At 71.5% G+C, this 15,156-nt stretch carries 13 protein-coding genes; 6 read left to right on the top strand and 7 right to left on the bottom strand.

Annotated elements, in window-relative coordinates:
- Positions 1 to 1,565 (top strand): SbcC/MukB-like Walker B domain-containing protein (locus D8M34_RS11030; RefSeq protein ID WP_274543264.1); only part of this gene is annotated, 1,565 nt, incomplete at its 5' end.
- Between the two features lie 2 nt (positions 1,566 to 1,567).
- Here the strand turns inward: D8M34_RS11030 and D8M34_RS11035 are convergent.
- On the bottom strand, positions 1,568 to 2,125 hold the full coding sequence (locus D8M34_RS11035; RefSeq protein WP_025104480.1) for a phosphorylase family protein: 558 nt from the start codon (positions 2,123 to 2,125) through the stop codon (positions 1,568 to 1,570).
- Positions 2,126 to 2,235: 110 nt separating this feature from the next.
- On the opposite strand from D8M34_RS11035, the gene nadE reads away from it, so the two are divergent.
- The 3 genes from nadE (at position 2,236) to D8M34_RS11050 (ending at position 7,423) form a co-directional block, all read left to right on the top strand.
- Complete coding sequence (gene nadE, locus D8M34_RS11040) at positions 2,236 to 3,054, top strand: ammonia-dependent NAD(+) synthetase (protein WP_126894009.1); 819 nt, start codon at positions 2,236 to 2,238, stop codon at positions 3,052 to 3,054.
- An 86-nt stretch (positions 3,055 to 3,140) separates the two neighbouring features.
- On the top strand, positions 3,141 to 6,623 hold the full coding sequence (locus D8M34_RS11045) for a TM0106 family RecB-like putative nuclease (RefSeq protein ID WP_126894010.1): 3,483 nt from the start codon (positions 3,141 to 3,143) through the stop codon (positions 6,621 to 6,623).
- Positions 6,620 to 7,423: a GNAT family N-acetyltransferase gene (locus D8M34_RS11050; protein WP_238695644.1), complete on the top strand. Its 804-nt coding sequence runs from the start codon at positions 6,620 to 6,622 to the stop codon at positions 7,421 to 7,423. The genes D8M34_RS11045 and D8M34_RS11050 overlap by 4 nt, the downstream gene beginning before the upstream one ends.
- A gap of 24 nt (positions 7,424 to 7,447) precedes the next feature.
- On the opposite strand, the gene upp is transcribed toward D8M34_RS11050, so the two are convergent.
- On the bottom strand, positions 7,448 to 8,080 hold the full coding sequence (gene upp / locus D8M34_RS11055) for a uracil phosphoribosyltransferase (RefSeq protein ID WP_025104476.1): 633 nt from the start codon (positions 8,078 to 8,080) through the stop codon (positions 7,448 to 7,450).
- Between the two features lie 81 nt (positions 8,081 to 8,161).
- On the opposite strand from upp, the gene D8M34_RS11060 reads away from it, so the two are divergent.
- On the top strand, positions 8,162 to 8,617 hold the full coding sequence (locus D8M34_RS11060; protein WP_036292935.1) for a nucleoside deaminase: 456 nt from the start codon (positions 8,162 to 8,164) through the stop codon (positions 8,615 to 8,617).
- 4 nt (positions 8,618 to 8,621) lie between these two features.
- Here the strand turns inward: D8M34_RS11060 and D8M34_RS11065 are convergent, their stop codons facing one another.
- Positions 8,622 to 9,593, bottom strand: a complete 972-nt coding sequence (locus tag D8M34_RS11065; RefSeq protein ID WP_126894011.1) for a cation diffusion facilitator family transporter — start codon at positions 9,591 to 9,593, stop codon at positions 8,622 to 8,624.
- Between the two features lie 59 nt (positions 9,594 to 9,652).
- Between D8M34_RS11065 and proC the strand changes: the two genes are divergently transcribed.
- Complete coding sequence (proC, locus tag D8M34_RS11070; RefSeq protein ID WP_126894012.1) at positions 9,653 to 10,492, top strand: pyrroline-5-carboxylate reductase; 840 nt, start codon at positions 9,653 to 9,655, stop codon at positions 10,490 to 10,492.
- Positions 10,493 to 10,587: 95 nt separating this feature from the next.
- Here proC and D8M34_RS11075 read toward each other — a convergent pair whose 3' ends face one another.
- Genes D8M34_RS11075 through D8M34_RS11090 form a run of 4 tightly spaced genes read right to left on the bottom strand, consistent with a single transcriptional unit; the run spans position 10,588 to position 15,090 of the window.
- Positions 10,588 to 12,180: a hypothetical protein gene (locus tag D8M34_RS11075; protein ID WP_126894013.1), complete on the bottom strand. Its 1,593-nt coding sequence runs from the start codon at positions 12,178 to 12,180 to the stop codon at positions 10,588 to 10,590.
- Positions 12,162 to 12,938 (bottom strand): ABC transporter ATP-binding protein, encoded by a 777-nt coding sequence (locus tag D8M34_RS11080; protein ID WP_085603845.1) that lies wholly within the window; start codon positions 12,936 to 12,938, stop codon positions 12,162 to 12,164. The genes D8M34_RS11075 and D8M34_RS11080 overlap by 19 nt, the downstream gene beginning before the upstream one ends.
- Positions 12,939 to 12,995: 57 nt before the next feature.
- Complete coding sequence (locus tag D8M34_RS11085) at positions 12,996 to 13,667, bottom strand: potassium channel family protein (RefSeq protein ID WP_025104470.1); 672 nt, start codon at positions 13,665 to 13,667, stop codon at positions 12,996 to 12,998.
- On the bottom strand, positions 13,660 to 15,090 hold the full coding sequence (locus D8M34_RS11090) for a TrkH family potassium uptake protein (protein WP_025104469.1): 1,431 nt from the start codon (positions 15,088 to 15,090) through the stop codon (positions 13,660 to 13,662). The genes D8M34_RS11085 and D8M34_RS11090 overlap by 8 nt, the downstream gene beginning before the upstream one ends.
- Positions 15,091 to 15,156 lie beyond the last annotated feature (66 nt).

Consider the following 15,156-nt stretch of genomic DNA (forward strand, 5'->3'; position numbering starts at 1 on the left):
TCGACCGGGTCCTCGCCGAGGCGACGTCCGCGCAGGCCGCCGCGCAGTCGGCTCTGGCCGATCTGCGCCAGCGCCGGATCGACGGCATGGCCGGGGAGCTGGCGTCCGCTCTGATCGAGGATCACCCGTGCCCGGTGTGCGGTGCGCGGGAGCACCCGGCCCCGGCAGACCACAGCGCCGCGGTCTCCGTGGAGGACATCGCGGCTGCGGAGACCCGGAGGGACGAGGCGGCGCGCCGCGAGCAGCAGGCGAGCTCGACCTGCACGTCGCTGCAGGTCGAGCTCGCTGCGGCTCTGGCGCGCGCGGACGGACGAGACGTCGAGGCAGCGAAGGCCGAGCTCGATGCCGCCGTGGCCGCGGAGAAGGAGGCCCTCGCCGCGGCCGAGGCCGCGCGGCTGCGCGACGGCGAGCTCGTCGAGCTCGGCGCCCAGCAGAGCGCGCTCGAGGGGCGGCGCGTCCAGGACCAGGCGGCCCTCGCCGAAGCCCGTGAGCAGCTCGCCCTGGTCGTCCAGCGCGACGAGGCCGCCCGTACGGCGATCGACGAGGCGCGAGGGAGCTACGCGTCGGTGGCTGAGCGCATGGCGGAGGCCACCGCCCACCTCGCCGTCGCACGCCGCCTCCTCGACGCCGAAGCCGAACGGGCGCGGAGGCAGCAGGCGGCGGCGGAGGCGGCTGCCGAGAGGGATGCCGCCCTCGATGCCTCCGAGTTCTCCGACGTCGAGGCCGCCACCGCGGCGCTGCGTCCGCCGGCGGTGCAGACGGAGCTGGACGAGCGGGTGACGACGCACGCCGTGCAACGGGAGAAGGAGCGCGCCCTGCTCTTCGACCTCGAGCTGCGCACGCTGCCGGAGGAGCCGATCGACCTCGCGCCCCATGAGCAGGCGGCGCTCGACGCCAGAGCGGCGTGGTCCGCCGCCGTCGACGAGGCCACCAGGGCGGCGGGCGACGCGGTGCGGCTGGCCGGCCTCATCGACGCCGCGAAGGACGAACATGCCCGCACGGCGGAGGATGCCGCGGCGTTCGAGGTGCTCCAGGCCCTCGCCGACACGATCGCCGGACGAGGGGCGAACACCCGCAAGATGACGCTGGAGACCTTCGTGCTGGCGGCGGAACTCGAGGAGATCGTCGATGCCGCGAACCGCCGCCTCCACGACATGTCGGAGGGGCGCTACCGCCTGCAGCACTCCGACGCCCTGGCTGCGCGCGGTGCGGCGTCCGGGCTGGGCATCGTGGTCGCCGACGCCTTCACCGGGCAGACCCGTCCGCCGCAGTCGCTCTCGGGCGGCGAGACCTTCCTCACCTCCCTCGCGCTCGCCCTCGGACTGGCCGAGGTCGTGACGGCCCGCGCCGGAGGGATCCGCCTGGACACGCTGTTCATCGACGAGGGATTCGGGTCGCTCGACGGCGACACGCTCGACGTCGCGATGCGCACGCTCGACGAGCTGCGGCAGGGCGGTCGCACGGTCGGCGTCATCAGCCACGTCGAGGCGATGCAGGAGCAGATCCCCGCGCAGCTCACGGTCCGTGCGCTGCCGAACGGACCGAGCGTCATCGAGACGCGCTGAGGTCAGACCCCGTACTCGGCGCGGATCACCTCGCGCAGCTCGATGCTGCACCGGGCGATGGCCTCGCGGAAGTCGGCCAGGGCGCCGTCCTCCGCCTGGTCGGAAACGGCGCGGAAGGCGCGGATCGGCACGCCGAACTGCCCCGCCACCCAGATGTAGGCGTAGGTCTCCATGTCCACCAGGGCGGCACCCATCGGCCGGATCACGGCGGTGACCTCGGCGTCGTTCACGAAGTGGTCACCCGTGGCGATCACGACGCCCTCGCGGCCTGTGGTCACCTGCGGCGGAAGCGAGACGTGCCGTCCGACGACGCCGTCCAGGTCGATCACGTCGTGCTGAACCGCGGTCGCGATCTCGTGCACCGCGTACGCACGCCCCTTCTCGATGGAGCCCGCGGTGCCGACGACGACGACCTCGTCGTAGCTCTTCGCGTCGAGGGCGCGGGTCAGGGCGTACGTCGCCGGCAGCTTTCCGGGGCCGGTGACCAGGCGGTCGAAGCCGTCGAGCTCCTCGGGGAAGGCGGACAGTTCGGACTCGAGGGCGGCGACGAGGAGCTTCACCGCTTCAGTCTCTCAGGTCGCGGCCGGATACCGCGTCCCGGCGCAGTGGCGTGACCCGCACGAAACACGGAAGGGGGATACTGGAGCCGAACCGATGAGCGGAGGACAACGTGTCGTTGCAGAAGCAGATCGCGGAAGACCTGGGCGCCCGGCCCGACATCGATCCCGAAGCGGAGGTGGAGCGTCGCGTCGGGTTCCTCGCGGACTACCTGCGCACGACCGGCGCGAAGGGCTTCGTCCTCGGCATCTCCGGCGGACAGGACTCGACGCTCGCGGGGCTCCTCGCCCAGCTCGCGGTGGAGCGCGTACGTGCGGAGGGCGGGGAGGCCACCTTCCTCGCGGTGCGCCTGCCCTATCGCGTCCAGCACGACGCCGACGACGCGCAGGCGGCCCTGGACTTCATCGCGCCGGACTCGTCGATCGAGGTCAACATCCAGAACGGCGTCGAGGGCGTCGAGAAGGACATCGAGTCCGCCGTCTCCAGCGACATCTCCGACTTCAACCGCGGCAACATCAAGGCGCGCCTCCGCATGGTCACGCAGTACGCGCTCGCCGGGCATGAGGGGCTGATCGTCATCGGCACCGACCACGCCGCCGAGGCCGTCACGGGGTTCTACACGAAGTTCGGCGACGGGGCCGCTGACGTCCTCCCGCTGGCCGGTCTCACGAAGCGACAGGGGCGGGCCCTGCTCCAGTTCCTGGACGCTCCGGAGCGCCTGGCCTTCAAGGTCCCCACCGCCGACCTCCTCGACGACCAGCCGGGGCGCACGGACGAGGACGAGCTGGGGCTGACGTACGAGCAGATCGACGACTTCCTCGAGGGCCGGGAGGTCGATCCCGAGGTCGCCGGCCGCATCGAGGCGCGGTACCTCGCGACCCAGCACAAGCGTCATCTCCCGGTGACCCCCGACGACACCTGGTGGCGCTGACCGGTTCCCCCTGTGCGGGACCGCCCGCTTTTCGCCGTGTCGGATGCCGCGGATAGTGTCGAAGCAGCCGACAGAACGGGAGAATCGTGCGGATCGACACAGAGGCGCAGCGGGTCATCTGGAGCGCGAGCGACCTCAAGGCGGCCGCCGAGTGCGAGTTCGCATGGTCGCGGGCGATCGACGCGAAACTGGGTCGGGTCCCCGCCGTCGAGGAGCCGGAGGACGCGACGCTCCTCCGCGCCGCCCAGCTGGGAGACGTGCACGAGCAGAACGTGCTCGACCGCTACATCCGGGAGCTCGGCGACGAACGGGTGCACCGGATCGCCAAGGTCTCCTCGAGCGATCCTGAGGCCCTCGCGGCCGCCGTCGACGAGACGCTGAGCGCTCTGCGGTCCGACGCGCTGGTCGTCTTCCAGGCGGCCTTCGCCACCGACGAGTTCGTCGGGTTCGCCGACTTCCTCCGCCGCGATGCGGACGGACGCTGGCGGGTGCAGGACTCGAAGCTCGCCCGAAAGGCCCGCGTGACCGCCCTCATGCAGCTCGCGGCATATGTCGATCAGCTCGACCGGCTCGGCATCCCTCGAGCCGACGAGGTCGACCTCATCCACGGGGACAACAGCGTCAGCACGCACGCCGTCGACGACCTCCTTCCGCTGTTCCGTGTGCGTCGGTCGCGGCTGCGCGCTCTCATCGCGGACCGCGCCGTGGCCGATGGCGCCGCCGGGGCGCCCCTCGCGTGGGGTGACGACCGCGGCGACCTGCGCGTGGTCGCCTGCGGGCGCTGCGCCACCTGCGAGGAGCAGGTGCTGGCCCACCGGGACCTCCTCATGGTCGCCCGCATGCGTCCGGTGCAGCGGGCCCGTCTCCGCGCCGCCGGGATCCTCACGATCGACGACCTGGCTGCGGCGACGCAGGCCCCCGAGGGCATGAACGTCGACACCTTCGAGAACCTCCGCGCCCAGGCCCGGGTGCAGCTGCGGGCGGATGCCGAGGGCGCGGCGACGTACGACGTGCACTACGCCGCGGCGATCCACACCCTCCCGGTGCCCAGCCACGGCGACATCTTCTTCGACTTCGAGGGCGATCCGCTGTACACCGAGCCCGCCCCCGACGGCGAGGCGGAGTGGGGCATCGACTACCTGTTCGGCTGGGTCGACAACGCCGACCAGTACACCGCTCTCTGGGCGCACTCGTTCGCGGAGGAACGCCGGGCGCTGGAGACCTTCCTCGACTTCGTGAAGGTGCGCCGCGCCGCGCACCCCGGCATGCACATCTACCACTACGCCCCCTACGAGACCTCGCATCTGGTCGCGATGGCCGCCCGCCACGGCGTGCGCGAGGGCGAGGTGGACCGCCTCCTCCGCGAAGGCGTGTTCGTCGACCTGTACCCGCTGGTGCTGCGCACCGTGCGGGTCGGGTCGCGGTCCTACTCCATCAAGAAGCTCGAGCCGCTCTACATGGGGGAGGACGTGCGCACGAGCGACGTCCAGAAGGGCGACGACTCCATCGTGCAGTATGTCGCGGCGCGGGAACTCGCGGCAGCGGGCGCGCAGGCCGAGGCCGACGCCGTGCTCGCCGACCTCGCCGACTACAACCGCTACGACTGCGTCTCGACCCGCCGGCTGCGCAACTGGCTCATCGAGATCGCCCGCGCGGAGGGCGTGACGCCGGCCCCGCCGGACGATGCGGACGAGGTCATCTACGAGCCGTCGCCGCGTTCGCTCGCTCTGCTCGGCGACGCGGAGCGTGCGGTGGAGGTCGGTGACGACGGGCTCGTGCACCGGATCGCGGCGGCCGCCATCGACTACTTCCCGCGCGAGGCGAAGAGCTTCTGGGTCGCGCACTTCCAGCGGCTTCGGGAGCCGGTCACCATGTGGGACGGCACGCGCGACGTGGTGAAGGTCGATGCGACCCGCTCGCGGGTGCGCCGCGACTGGAGCATCGGCGAAGGCCGCCGAGTGCTGTCGCGGGAGCTCGAGATCCGCGGCGAGGTGTCCCCGGGCACGACGCTCGGCCCCGGCGCGCAGCCGTTCGCGCTCTACGACGTCCCGGCCCCGTTCGACACCGACGTCCCGTCGCGGGCCGTGCACGTGCCGCACGGGGTCACAGTCGTCGAGGTGCTGGACGACGGGTACCTCGTGGTCGAGTCCGCCGTGCAGGGACAGACCTGGGACGACCTCCCCGTCGCGCTGACCCCTGCGGCGCCGCCTCGCGTGGTGTCGCTGCAGCAGGCGATCGACGAGTGGGCGGACGCGGTGCACGCGGCCGCCCCCGACTTCCCGGAGGACGCGGCCACCGACATCCTGCGCCGCCTGCCTCCGCGCACGGTGTCGGGGAACGCGCTTCCGGCCGCAGGGGATGACACGATCGACGCGATCGTCCGCGGAGTCCTCGACCTCGACCGCAGCTACCTCGCGGTGCAGGGGCCTCCGGGCACAGGGAAGACCTACACCGGCTCGCAGGTGATCGCCCGGCTCGTCAACGAGCACGGCTTCCGCATCGGCGTCGTCGCGCAGTCCCACGCGATCATCGAGACGCTCCTGGAGCGCGTCGTCGCCGACGGTGTCGCCCCGGGCCAGGTGGCGAAGTGCCCCAAGGATGCCGACGCCGATCCCGGCTACACGGTGATCCCGAAGACCGGGATGGCCGCCTTCCTCGCCGAGCACGAGAACGAGGGTGCCGTCGTGGGCGGCACCGCGTGGGACTTCAGCAACACGCAGCGAGTCGCCAGGGGAGAGCTCGACCTGCTCGTGATCGACGAGGCCGGACAGTTCTCGCTCGCCTCCACCATCGCGGTGGCCGCCGGTGCGCAGCGGCTCCTGCTCCTCGGCGACCCTCAGCAGCTGCCCCAGGTCAGCCAGGGCGCCCACCCGGAGCCGGTGGACACCTCTGCGCTCGGCTGGGTGATGGACGGCGATCCCGTCGTGCGTCCGGAGTACGGCTACTTCCTCGCCCGCTCCTGGCGCATGCACCCGTATGTCGCGGCTCCGGTGTCGAAGCTCGCCTACGCCGGGAAGCTCGCGTCCGCTCCCGGTACCGAGCGGCGCGCGGTCGAGGGCATCGACCCGGGCCTGCACGTGGTGCCGCTGCGGCACCGCGGCAACGCGACCCAGTCCCCGGAGGAAGCCGCAGAGGTGGTGCGTATCGTCCGCGACCTCGTCGGCCGCACCTTCCATGACAACGACGCGGAGGGCAGCGTCCGCCCGCTGACGCCGGAGGACATCATCGTGGTGGCGCCGTACAACGCGCAGCGGCAGCTCGTGCACGATGCGCTCGCGGCGGCCGGTTTCGGCGGGGTCCCGGTGGGGACCGTCGACAACTTCCAGGGCAAGGAGGCGGTCGTCTCTATCACGACGCTCGCCGCGTCGAGCGGTCGGGATGCCCCGCGGGGCCCGGAGTTCCTGCTGCTGCAGAACCGGCTCAACGTGGCGATCTCCCGCGCGCAGGTCGTGGCCTACCTCATCCACTCGCCGGCGCTGCTCGACGATCTGCCGTACACGCCCGAGGGCGTCGCGAGGCTCAGCGCCTTCGCCCGCCTGGTGGGCGCGGCTGAAGAGGAGGGATCATGATGTCGTCCGTCCCCGGGTCTGCTTCCGTCGAGACGCCGACGGCTGATGAGATCCTGCGCGCCGCCGCCGCATGGGCGTGGTTTCCTCGCGGCAGCGAGGACGTCCGCGACGATCTGCTGCTCGTGCGCTACCCGGAGCGGTTCGGAGGCGGCGTCCGCGGCTCCCAGGTGACGTCGACGCGGTCCGCCGCCGAGGTGCTGGACGGAGCGCTGGAACGCACCAGAGCCTGGGGTGAGGACGTCTTCACGTTCTGGACCAACCCCGCGGACGACCCGGACCTCGAGGACGAGCTCCAGCGCCGCGGTGCGGTGCACTTCGACACCGTCACGGTGTTCGCGCGTCCGACCATCGGAGCCGCGGTCGACGTGCCGCCCGGGGTCACCGCCGAGGTCGTGCGCACGAAGGATCAGCTCCGCGAGGTCGACGCGATCGACGTCCCCGTCTGGGAGCAGCAGCCGCTGGACGAGGACGGTCTGGACGCCGAGTTCGCTGAACTCACCGCAGCCCTGTCCACGGGGGAGGGCTTCCGGGTGCTCGGCCGCATCGACGGTCGCGCGGTGAGCACCGGCGGCTGCACGATCGTCGACGGGTTCACCCGCCTGTGGGGAGCGGCGACACTCGACGCCGACCGCGGGCGCGGTGTCTATCGGGCGGTCCTCGCGGAGCGCCTGCGACAGAGCGCCGCGCGCGGGGCCGCAACGGCGCTCGTCAAGGGCCGCGTCTCGACCTCGGCACCGATCCTCGCCAGGGCCGGCTTCACGCGTTACGGCGAGGAGCGCGGCTACCGCCTGACCCTCTGACGCGAGTCGAGAGCGCGAGCGAGGTCAGACGGTGCCGTAGAGGCGGTCGCCCGCATCGCCGAGGCCGGGCACGATGTAGCCCTTCTCGTCGAGGCGCTCGTCGAGCGCTCCGAGGACGAGGGTCACATCACGGTCGCCCGCCATCGCCTCGATCGCGGCAACGCCCTCCGGGGTGCCCAGCAGGCAGATCGCGGTGACGTCCTTCGCGCCGCGGTCGAACAGGAACTGGATGGCCGCGGCCAGCGAGCCGCCGGTCGCCAGCATCGGGTCGATCGCGAAGCACTGGCGGTCGGAGAGGTCGTCCGGAAGCCGCTCGGCGTAGGTGGTGGGCTCGAAGGTCTCCTCGTCGCGGACCATGCCGAGGAAACCGACCTCCGCGGTGGGGAGGAGCTTGACGAGGCCTTCGAGCATGCCGAGACCGGCGCGCAGGATCGGCACGACGATGGGCCGCGGCTCGGAGATCTTCACGCCCGTGGTCGTGGTGACCGGCGTCGTGATCTCGATCGGCGTGACCTTCACATTCCGCGTCGCCTCGTACGCGAGGAGCGTCACGAGCTCCTCGGTCAGCTGGCGGAAGACCGGCGACGGGGTGCGCGCGTCGCGCAGCACCGAGAGCTTGTGGGTGATGAGAGGGTGGTCGGCGACGTGAACACGCATGGATACAGGCTAATGCGCGCCGCGTCCGCGCACGACATCGGGTGCCGTGGCGGCCGCCTCGTGCTGCCGTAGGCTCGGGGCATGACCGCCGCCGACCGCCTCGCGATGCAGCGGGCGCTCGAGCTCGCCGCCGAGGCCGCCACCGCCGCGGAGATCCCCGTCGGCGCCGTCGTGCTCGACGCGGACGGCCGTGTCGTGGCCGAAGGGCGGAACACCCGGGAGGCTACGCACGACCCGACCGGGCACGCCGAGATCGAGGCGATCCGCGCCGCGGCGTCGGCCCGCGGGTCGTGGAACCTCGACGGCTGCACACTCGTCGTCACCCTCGAGCCCTGCGTGATGTGCGCCGGCGCGATCCTCCAGGCACGCATCGGCCGCGTGGTCTTCGGCGCGTGGGACGACAAGGCGGGAGCGGCCGGCTCGATGTACGACGTGCTGCGCGACCGCCGCCTGCCCTATCGCGCGGAGGTGATCGGCGGCGTGGACGAGCACGCGTCCATCGCTCTGTTGCGTGCCTTCTTCGAGGACCGTCGCTGAACGCTCAGTCCGAGGACTTGAGGACGAACACGTCCGTCGAGGGCTCCGGATCGATCGCGGGACGGTAGACGTCCGGCTCGATGTAGACGACCCGGGCGACCGGCACGGCGGCGCGGATGCGGGCCTCGATCTCGTCGATGTCGTCCGCGACCTCGCGCAGCGGCTTATCGGCGCTGAGCGCGATCTTCGCGGCGACCATCAGCTCGTCCGGCCCGAGGTAGAGGGTCTTCATGTGGATGATCTTCTCGATCTCCGGACCGTCGTTGATCGCGTCCACGATGCGGTCGTAATCGGCGGGGGTCGCGCCCTCGCCGACGAGCAGGCTCTTGGTCTCCACACCCAGCACGATCGCGATGAGCACGAGCAGAACGCCGATCATCACCGTGCCCAGGGCGTCGAAGACGGGGTTGCCGGTGAGGAGCGTGAGGCCGACGCCGAGCAGGGCGAAGGTGAGGCCGGTGAGGGCCCCGACATCTTCCAGGAGGACCACGGGGAGCTCCGGCGCCTTGGACCGCCGGACGAAGGAGAACCAGGACTGGCCCTTCTCGCGGACGACGTTGCTCTCGCGCACGGCGGTGCGCAGGGAGAACGACTCCAGGCCGATCGCGATGAACAGCACGACGAGCGGGAGCCACCACCAGGTCTGGTCGATCTCATGCGGGTGGGTGAGCTTCTCCACGCCCTCGTAGATCGCGAAGAGCCCGCCGACGGAGAAGAGGATGATCGACACGACGAACGCGTAGACGTAGCGCTCGCGGCCGTAGCCGAACGGGTGCGCGCGGTCCGCGTGACGCTTCGCCTTGCGGCCGCCGAGCATCAGCAGGAGCTGGTTCCCCGAGTCGGCGACGGAGTGGATCGCCTCGGCGAGCATCGAGGCCGAGCCGGAGAGGGCCCACGCGAGGAACTTCGCGAGAGCGATGCCCAGGTTCGCCAGGAACGCCGCGACGATGGCCTTGCTGCCTCCGGATGCACTCATGCGACGAGTCTAGGACGGGAGTCCGAGCGGCACAGGAGCGCCCGCCGTAGGATGACGACATGGCTGATGCGCTCCCGTCCCTCGCGTTCCTCGGTGCCGGATCCATGGGGGGAGCGATCCTCCGCGGCGTGCTCGCCTCTGGCGTCCCGGTGGACGGAGGGATCACCGCGACGAACCGCACGCCGGAGAAGGCGGAGGCGTTCGCGGGCCTCGACGGCGTCACCAGCATCGCGCTGTCCGAGCGGCCGGAGGGCAATGCCGACGCCGTGGCCGGCGCACGGGTGGTCCTGGTCGGGGTGAAGCCGGCGATGGTCCCCGACCTGCTCCGCGAGATCGCGCCGCACCTCAGCCCGGAGACCGTCGTGGTGAGCCTCGCCGCGGGGGTCACGCTGCAGACCTTCGCGGATGTCCTCGGCCCGGAGGCCCGCGTCATCCGCTCGATGCCGAACACCCCGTCGACGATCCGCAAGGGGGTCACCGGGCTCGCGGCCGGCGCCGCGGCGACTCCCGAAGACCTCGCGCTCGTGCGCCGTCTGTTCGAGACGGTGGGGGCGGTGGTGGAGGTCCCCGAGTCGCAGATCGATGCGCTCTCGACGATCTCGGGCTCCGGTCCCGCCTACGTGTTCCTCCTCATCGAGGAGTTCACCGCGGCCGCGCGGGAGATGGGCTTCGCCGACGCGGACGCCCGGCTGCTGGCCGAGCAGACCTTCATCGGTGCAACCGCGCTGCTGGATTCGACGGGGGAGGACCCCGCCGAGCTGCGCCGCCGGGTGACGAGCCCGAAGGGGACGACGGAGCGCGCCGTCGCCGTGCTCCAGGACGCGCATCTGTCCGACACCTTCGCCGCCGCTGCCGCCGCCGCCCTCGCTCGCGCAAAGGAGCTCGCCGCCGGCGCCTGATCCCACCCTCGCGAGAGCAGGCGATCACGCGAGTTCAGGCGGCCAGCGCCCCTGGAGCCTGAACGCGCGCGAGTGCCTGTTGCGGCGAGGTGCGGCTAGGCCTCGCTGGCGACCTCGGCGAGCACCTCGGGCCAGCACCGCTGCAGGGTGCGACCGCCGAGCACCGTGCCGCCCCACAGCGCGACCCCACCGAGGACGACGGCGGCTGCGAGGCTCGCCCAGCCCAGGGGCGGGATCCAGATCGACGCGATCGCGAAGCCGAGGGCGGGGCCGCCGAGCAGCAGGGTGATCGGCGACATGATGAGCATCGCGAGGAAGGACTGCGCGCCCCCGGAGGAGCCGCGTCCGAACGGGTTGGCCTCCGGTGCCGGAGCTCGCCCCGGAAGGAACGCGCCCACCCAGGAGCCCGCGCCCGCCGACACCGCCATGAGCCCGAGAGCAGCGCCCAGGCTGCCCGGAAGCAGATCCGGACGCCCGGCCAGCAGACAGGTCACGACGCACAGGAGGATCGTGATCGGCACCGCCACCAGCGCGAACCCGAGCAGGCGTCCGACGCGATCGGCCGTCCCGCTCACCCCGGTCAGGATGTGTAGTGCGACGGCGTCGTTGTCGTAGGCGATCGCCATCTGCACGATGCTGCCGGCGAGGAGGGCGTTGATCGCGGGGATGAGGGTGATCGCGGGCGCGAAGCCGGTACTGTCCTGCTGCAGTCCGTTCATGAGCGCGAGCCCGAGGAAGATCGCGGGGAGCAGCAGGAGCATCACGATGTTGACGACCTGACGCGGGTCGCGACGGAAGTAGCGGAGCGTCCGTCCCGCGATGGCGCCGACGGGCCCCGCGGGAAGAAGACGGTCGAGCACGCCTCCCGAGCGCACGCGTCCGCCCCCGCTCGACTGCAGGGGGGCGACGAGGCGCGCAGCGAGCATCCGGCGCGCGGCGACCCAGAAGACGACAAGGGTGGCGGCGGCGATGAGCAGCCGCAGGGCGGCGGTGACGACGTCGCCCTGTGCCACCGCGGCGGGGACTCCGAACACGGCGGCGACCGGCGTCCACGCGGCGATCTCGGCGACCGCGGTGAAGGCGCCCCCGACGTCGCGCACGGTCGACAGCGCCTGCAGCCCGATGTTCAGGAGGAGGCCGGAGGAGGCCAGCAGCACCACGCCGAGGGTGAGGACGAGGTCGCGCGTCCGCCGACGGGCGAGCCATCCCGCGAGCAGCCCGCTGACGACGCGGGCGCCGAGGACGCAGGTCGCGAGGGCCACGGGGACCATGAGCACCGCGACGAGGAGGGCCGGCACGCTGACCGACCATCCCACGAGCATCAGCAGCAGGGCCAGGGCGGTGCCGATGCCGCCGATCGTCGTCATCCCCGCCACGACCAGTCCGGGGAGGAGAGCGCGGGCGGTCACCGGGAGCAGGGCGAAGCGCTCGGGGGCCAGCGAGTCGTCCGCGCTGACGAGGATCGACCCGATCCACCATCCGAGCACGATGATGGCGCCGGTGAGCACCATCGCGGTCACGGCGGCGTCCGGGGCGCCCACCCGCAGGGCGATCAGCCCAACGGTCAGAAGCCCCAGCATGCTCAGCGCGATGAGACCCACGATCACGAGGGTCACGATCATCCAGGGGTTGCGCCTGAGCTGATGTCCGAGCTGTCGCAGCCGCAGGCCTACGAGGAGCGCAACCACGCGAGCGTCTCCGTTCCGAGGTCGTGCGCGCCCACGAGGGTGAGGAAGCGCTCCTGCAGTGTGAGCCCGGCCCGCACCTCGTCGAGGGCGCCGTGGGCGAGCAGACGCCCCTCGGCGACGATGGCGACGCGGTCGCACAGCGACTCGACGAGCTCCATGACGTGGCTGGAGAGGACGACCGTGCCGCCACCGTCCACGAAGGAGCGCAGGATCTGCCGGATCGTCTGTCCGGAGACCGGGTCGACGGCTTCGAGGGGTTCGTCGAGGATCAACAGCCGGGGCGCGTGGATGAGCGCGCAGGCCAGGCCGATCTTCTTCTTCATGCCCGCCGAGTAGTCGACGACGAGGGTGTCGCCCGCCTCCGTCAGGCCGAGCGCGTCGAGGAGCTCACCGGAGCGGGAGACGACCTCTGTCTCCGGCATGCCGCGCAGCAGGCCGGTGTAGCGCAGCAGCTCGGCGCCGCTGAGCCGGTCGAGCATCCGGATGCCGTCGGGGAGCACGCCCATCCGCGCCTTCGCGGCGGCAGGGTCCTGCCAGACGTCGGCGCCGAGCACCCAGGCCGTCCCGGCGTCCGGGCGCAGGAGCCCGGTGGTCATCGCGAGCGTCGTCGTCTTGCCGGCACCGTTCGGGCCGAGCAGCCCCAGCATCGAGCCCGCGGGGACGTCCAGCGACAGCGCGTCGACGGCGACCTTCTGGCCGAACTGCTTGCGGAGCCCGCGGAGGGCGAGGACGGGCGGTGCGGGGGCGTGATCGCTCATGCCCCCATCCCACCACGCCTGCCGCGACCGGCGCATCCGCCGCGGGGAGGACCCGGCTCAGCGGTCGAGGGCGGCGAAGCGCTCGATGTCGCTGTTCGTCCCGGAGACGATGATGAGGTCGTGGTTGGTCACGATCGTGTTGGCCTCCGCGTAGCGGAACGGCTTGCCCGGGCTCTTCACCCCGACGACGGTGACCTTGTACTTCGAGCGCACGCCGGACTCGTTCAGGCCGACGCCGCGGATGAACTTCGGCGGGTACATCTTGGCCAGGACGAAGTCGTCGTCGAAGCGGATGAAGTCGAGCATGCGCCCGCTCACGAGGTGGGCCACGCGCTCGCCGGCCTCGCGCTCGGGGTAGATGACGTGGTTGGCGCCCACGCGGGCCAGGATCTTGCCGTGCGACTGGGAGACCGCCTTCGCCCAGATCTGCGGCACCTTGAGGTCGACGAGGTTCGCCGTGATGAGCACGGACGCCTCGATCGAGGAGCCGACGGCGACGACCGCGACCTGGAAGTCCTGGGCGCCGATCTGGCGGAGGGCGTCGATGTTCCGGGCGTCGGCCTGCACGGTGTGCGTGACGCGGTCCGACCACTTCTGCACGAGCTCGAGGTTGTCGTCGATCGCGAGCACCTCGCGGTCGAGGCGGTCGAGCTCGCCGGCGCAGGCGGCGCCGAACCGGCCGAGACCGATGACGAGGACGGGAGCGTCCCCCCGAAGGACTTCAACCAACGATCGGCCTTTCCACGGGCAGTGAGTAGTACTGCGTGCGCGATGTCGCGGCGACTGCCGCAGCGAGAGTCACTGTACCAACGCGGCCCATGAAGATCGTCGCGGCCATGACGTACGAGGCGGAATCCGGAAGCTCCCCGGTGAGACCCGTCGAGAGCCCGACCGTGCCGAACGCGGAGATGACGTCGAAGAGCACATGGCTGATGTCGGCCTTGGTGATCTGCGCGATCACGATGGTCGACAGCGCGACGATGGTGGCGCCCCAGGCGACGACGCTGAGGGCGACGCGCTGCACGTCGCTGGGGATGCGGCGGCCGAACGCCTCGACGGACTGGCGGCCCTTCGCCTCGGACCAGACGGCGATCGCGAGGACCGCGAGCGTGGTCACCTTGATGCCGCCCGCCGTCGACGCGGACCCGCCGCCGACGAACATGAGCATGCTGGCGGCGAGCAGCGACGAGCCGTTGAGGTCGTCCATCTCGATGACGTTGAAGCCGCCGGAGCGGGTCATCGCGGAGAGGAAGAACGCCTGGAAGGTCGTGTCCGCCGCGTCCATCGAGCCGAAGGTCTTGGGGTTGTCGTATTCGAGGATGAGGAAGGCGGCCGCGCCGAGGATGAAGAGCAGAACCGTGGTGACGATGGTCAGCTTCGAGTGCAGCGACCAGCGCTTGACGTGCCAGACGTGCTTCGCGAGCGTGTAGATCACCGGGAAGCCGATGCTCCCGAGGAACACGCCGACCATGAGCAGCGACAGCACGAGGTAGTCGTCGGCGAAGACGGCCACTCCGCCGTCGTTCGGGGCGAAGCCGGTGTTCGTGAACGCCATCGCCGAGAAGTACGGGGCCTCCCAGAGCGCGGCGATCGGGTCGACCCCCGCCATCACCAGCGCCGGATACAGGAGGGCCGCGAGGGCCGCTTCGATGAAGAGGGCGGAGAGGGCGACCGTGGTGAGCAGCTGGCCCACCTCGCCGAGGCGCACGGTCTGGCTCTCGTTGACCACGCCGCCGTGCGCGCGGAGCGGGTTCGTGTCGCCGGCCGCCATGAGCTTGGCCCGCAGCCCGAGGCGCTTCGAGATGAGCATCCCCATGAGGGAGGCGAGGGTCAGCACGCCGAGGGCGCCGATGTTGACGCCGATGAACACGACGACGTGCCCGAACGGCGACCAGTGGTTGGCCATGTCGACGGTCGCGAGGCCCGTCACGCAGATCGTGGAGACGGCGGTGAAGAGCGCGTCGCTGAGCGGTGTCACCGTGCCGCTGGCGGACGCGATCGGCAGCGAGAACAGCACCGTGAACACGAGGATCAGCAGCGCGAAGACGGCGATGGCGAACCGGGACGGCGACGAGGTGATGAGGTGCTTCACCCGGCCGGCGGCTCCGGGAAGACCGGTGCGGGGAGACGACGCCGAAACGATGCCCGACATCGCTGCCCCCTTCTTCCGCGCCGTCCGTTCCACGGCCGCAGCACGGCGCCTCTCGCCGAGCCTTCG

Source organism: Microbacterium sp. HSID17254, from assembly GCF_003989315.1.
GTDB lineage: Bacteria > Actinomycetota > Actinomycetes > Actinomycetales > Microbacteriaceae > Microbacterium.

Excerpts from the sequence above, each read along its gene's own strand:
- D8M34_RS11050 (WP_238695644.1), top strand. The coding sequence starts at position 6,620 with ATGATGTCGTCCGTCCCCGGGTCTGCTTCCGTCGAGACGCCGACGGCT.
- upp (WP_025104476.1), bottom strand. The coding sequence starts at position 8,080 with ATGCGTGTTCACGTCGCCGACCACCCTCTCATCACCCACAAGCTCTCG.
- D8M34_RS11060 (WP_036292935.1), top strand. The coding sequence starts at position 8,162 with ATGACCGCCGCCGACCGCCTCGCGATGCAGCGGGCGCTCGAGCTCGCC.
- D8M34_RS11065 (WP_126894011.1), bottom strand. The coding sequence starts at position 9,593 with ATGAGTGCATCCGGAGGCAGCAAGGCCATCGTCGCGGCGTTCCTGGCG.
- proC (WP_126894012.1), top strand. The coding sequence starts at position 9,653 with ATGGCTGATGCGCTCCCGTCCCTCGCGTTCCTCGGTGCCGGATCCATG.
- D8M34_RS11080 (WP_085603845.1), bottom strand. The coding sequence starts at position 12,938 with ATGAGCGATCACGCCCCCGCACCGCCCGTCCTCGCCCTCCGCGGGCTC.
- D8M34_RS11090 (WP_025104469.1), bottom strand. The coding sequence starts at position 15,090 with ATGTCGGGCATCGTTTCGGCGTCGTCTCCCCGCACCGGTCTTCCCGGA.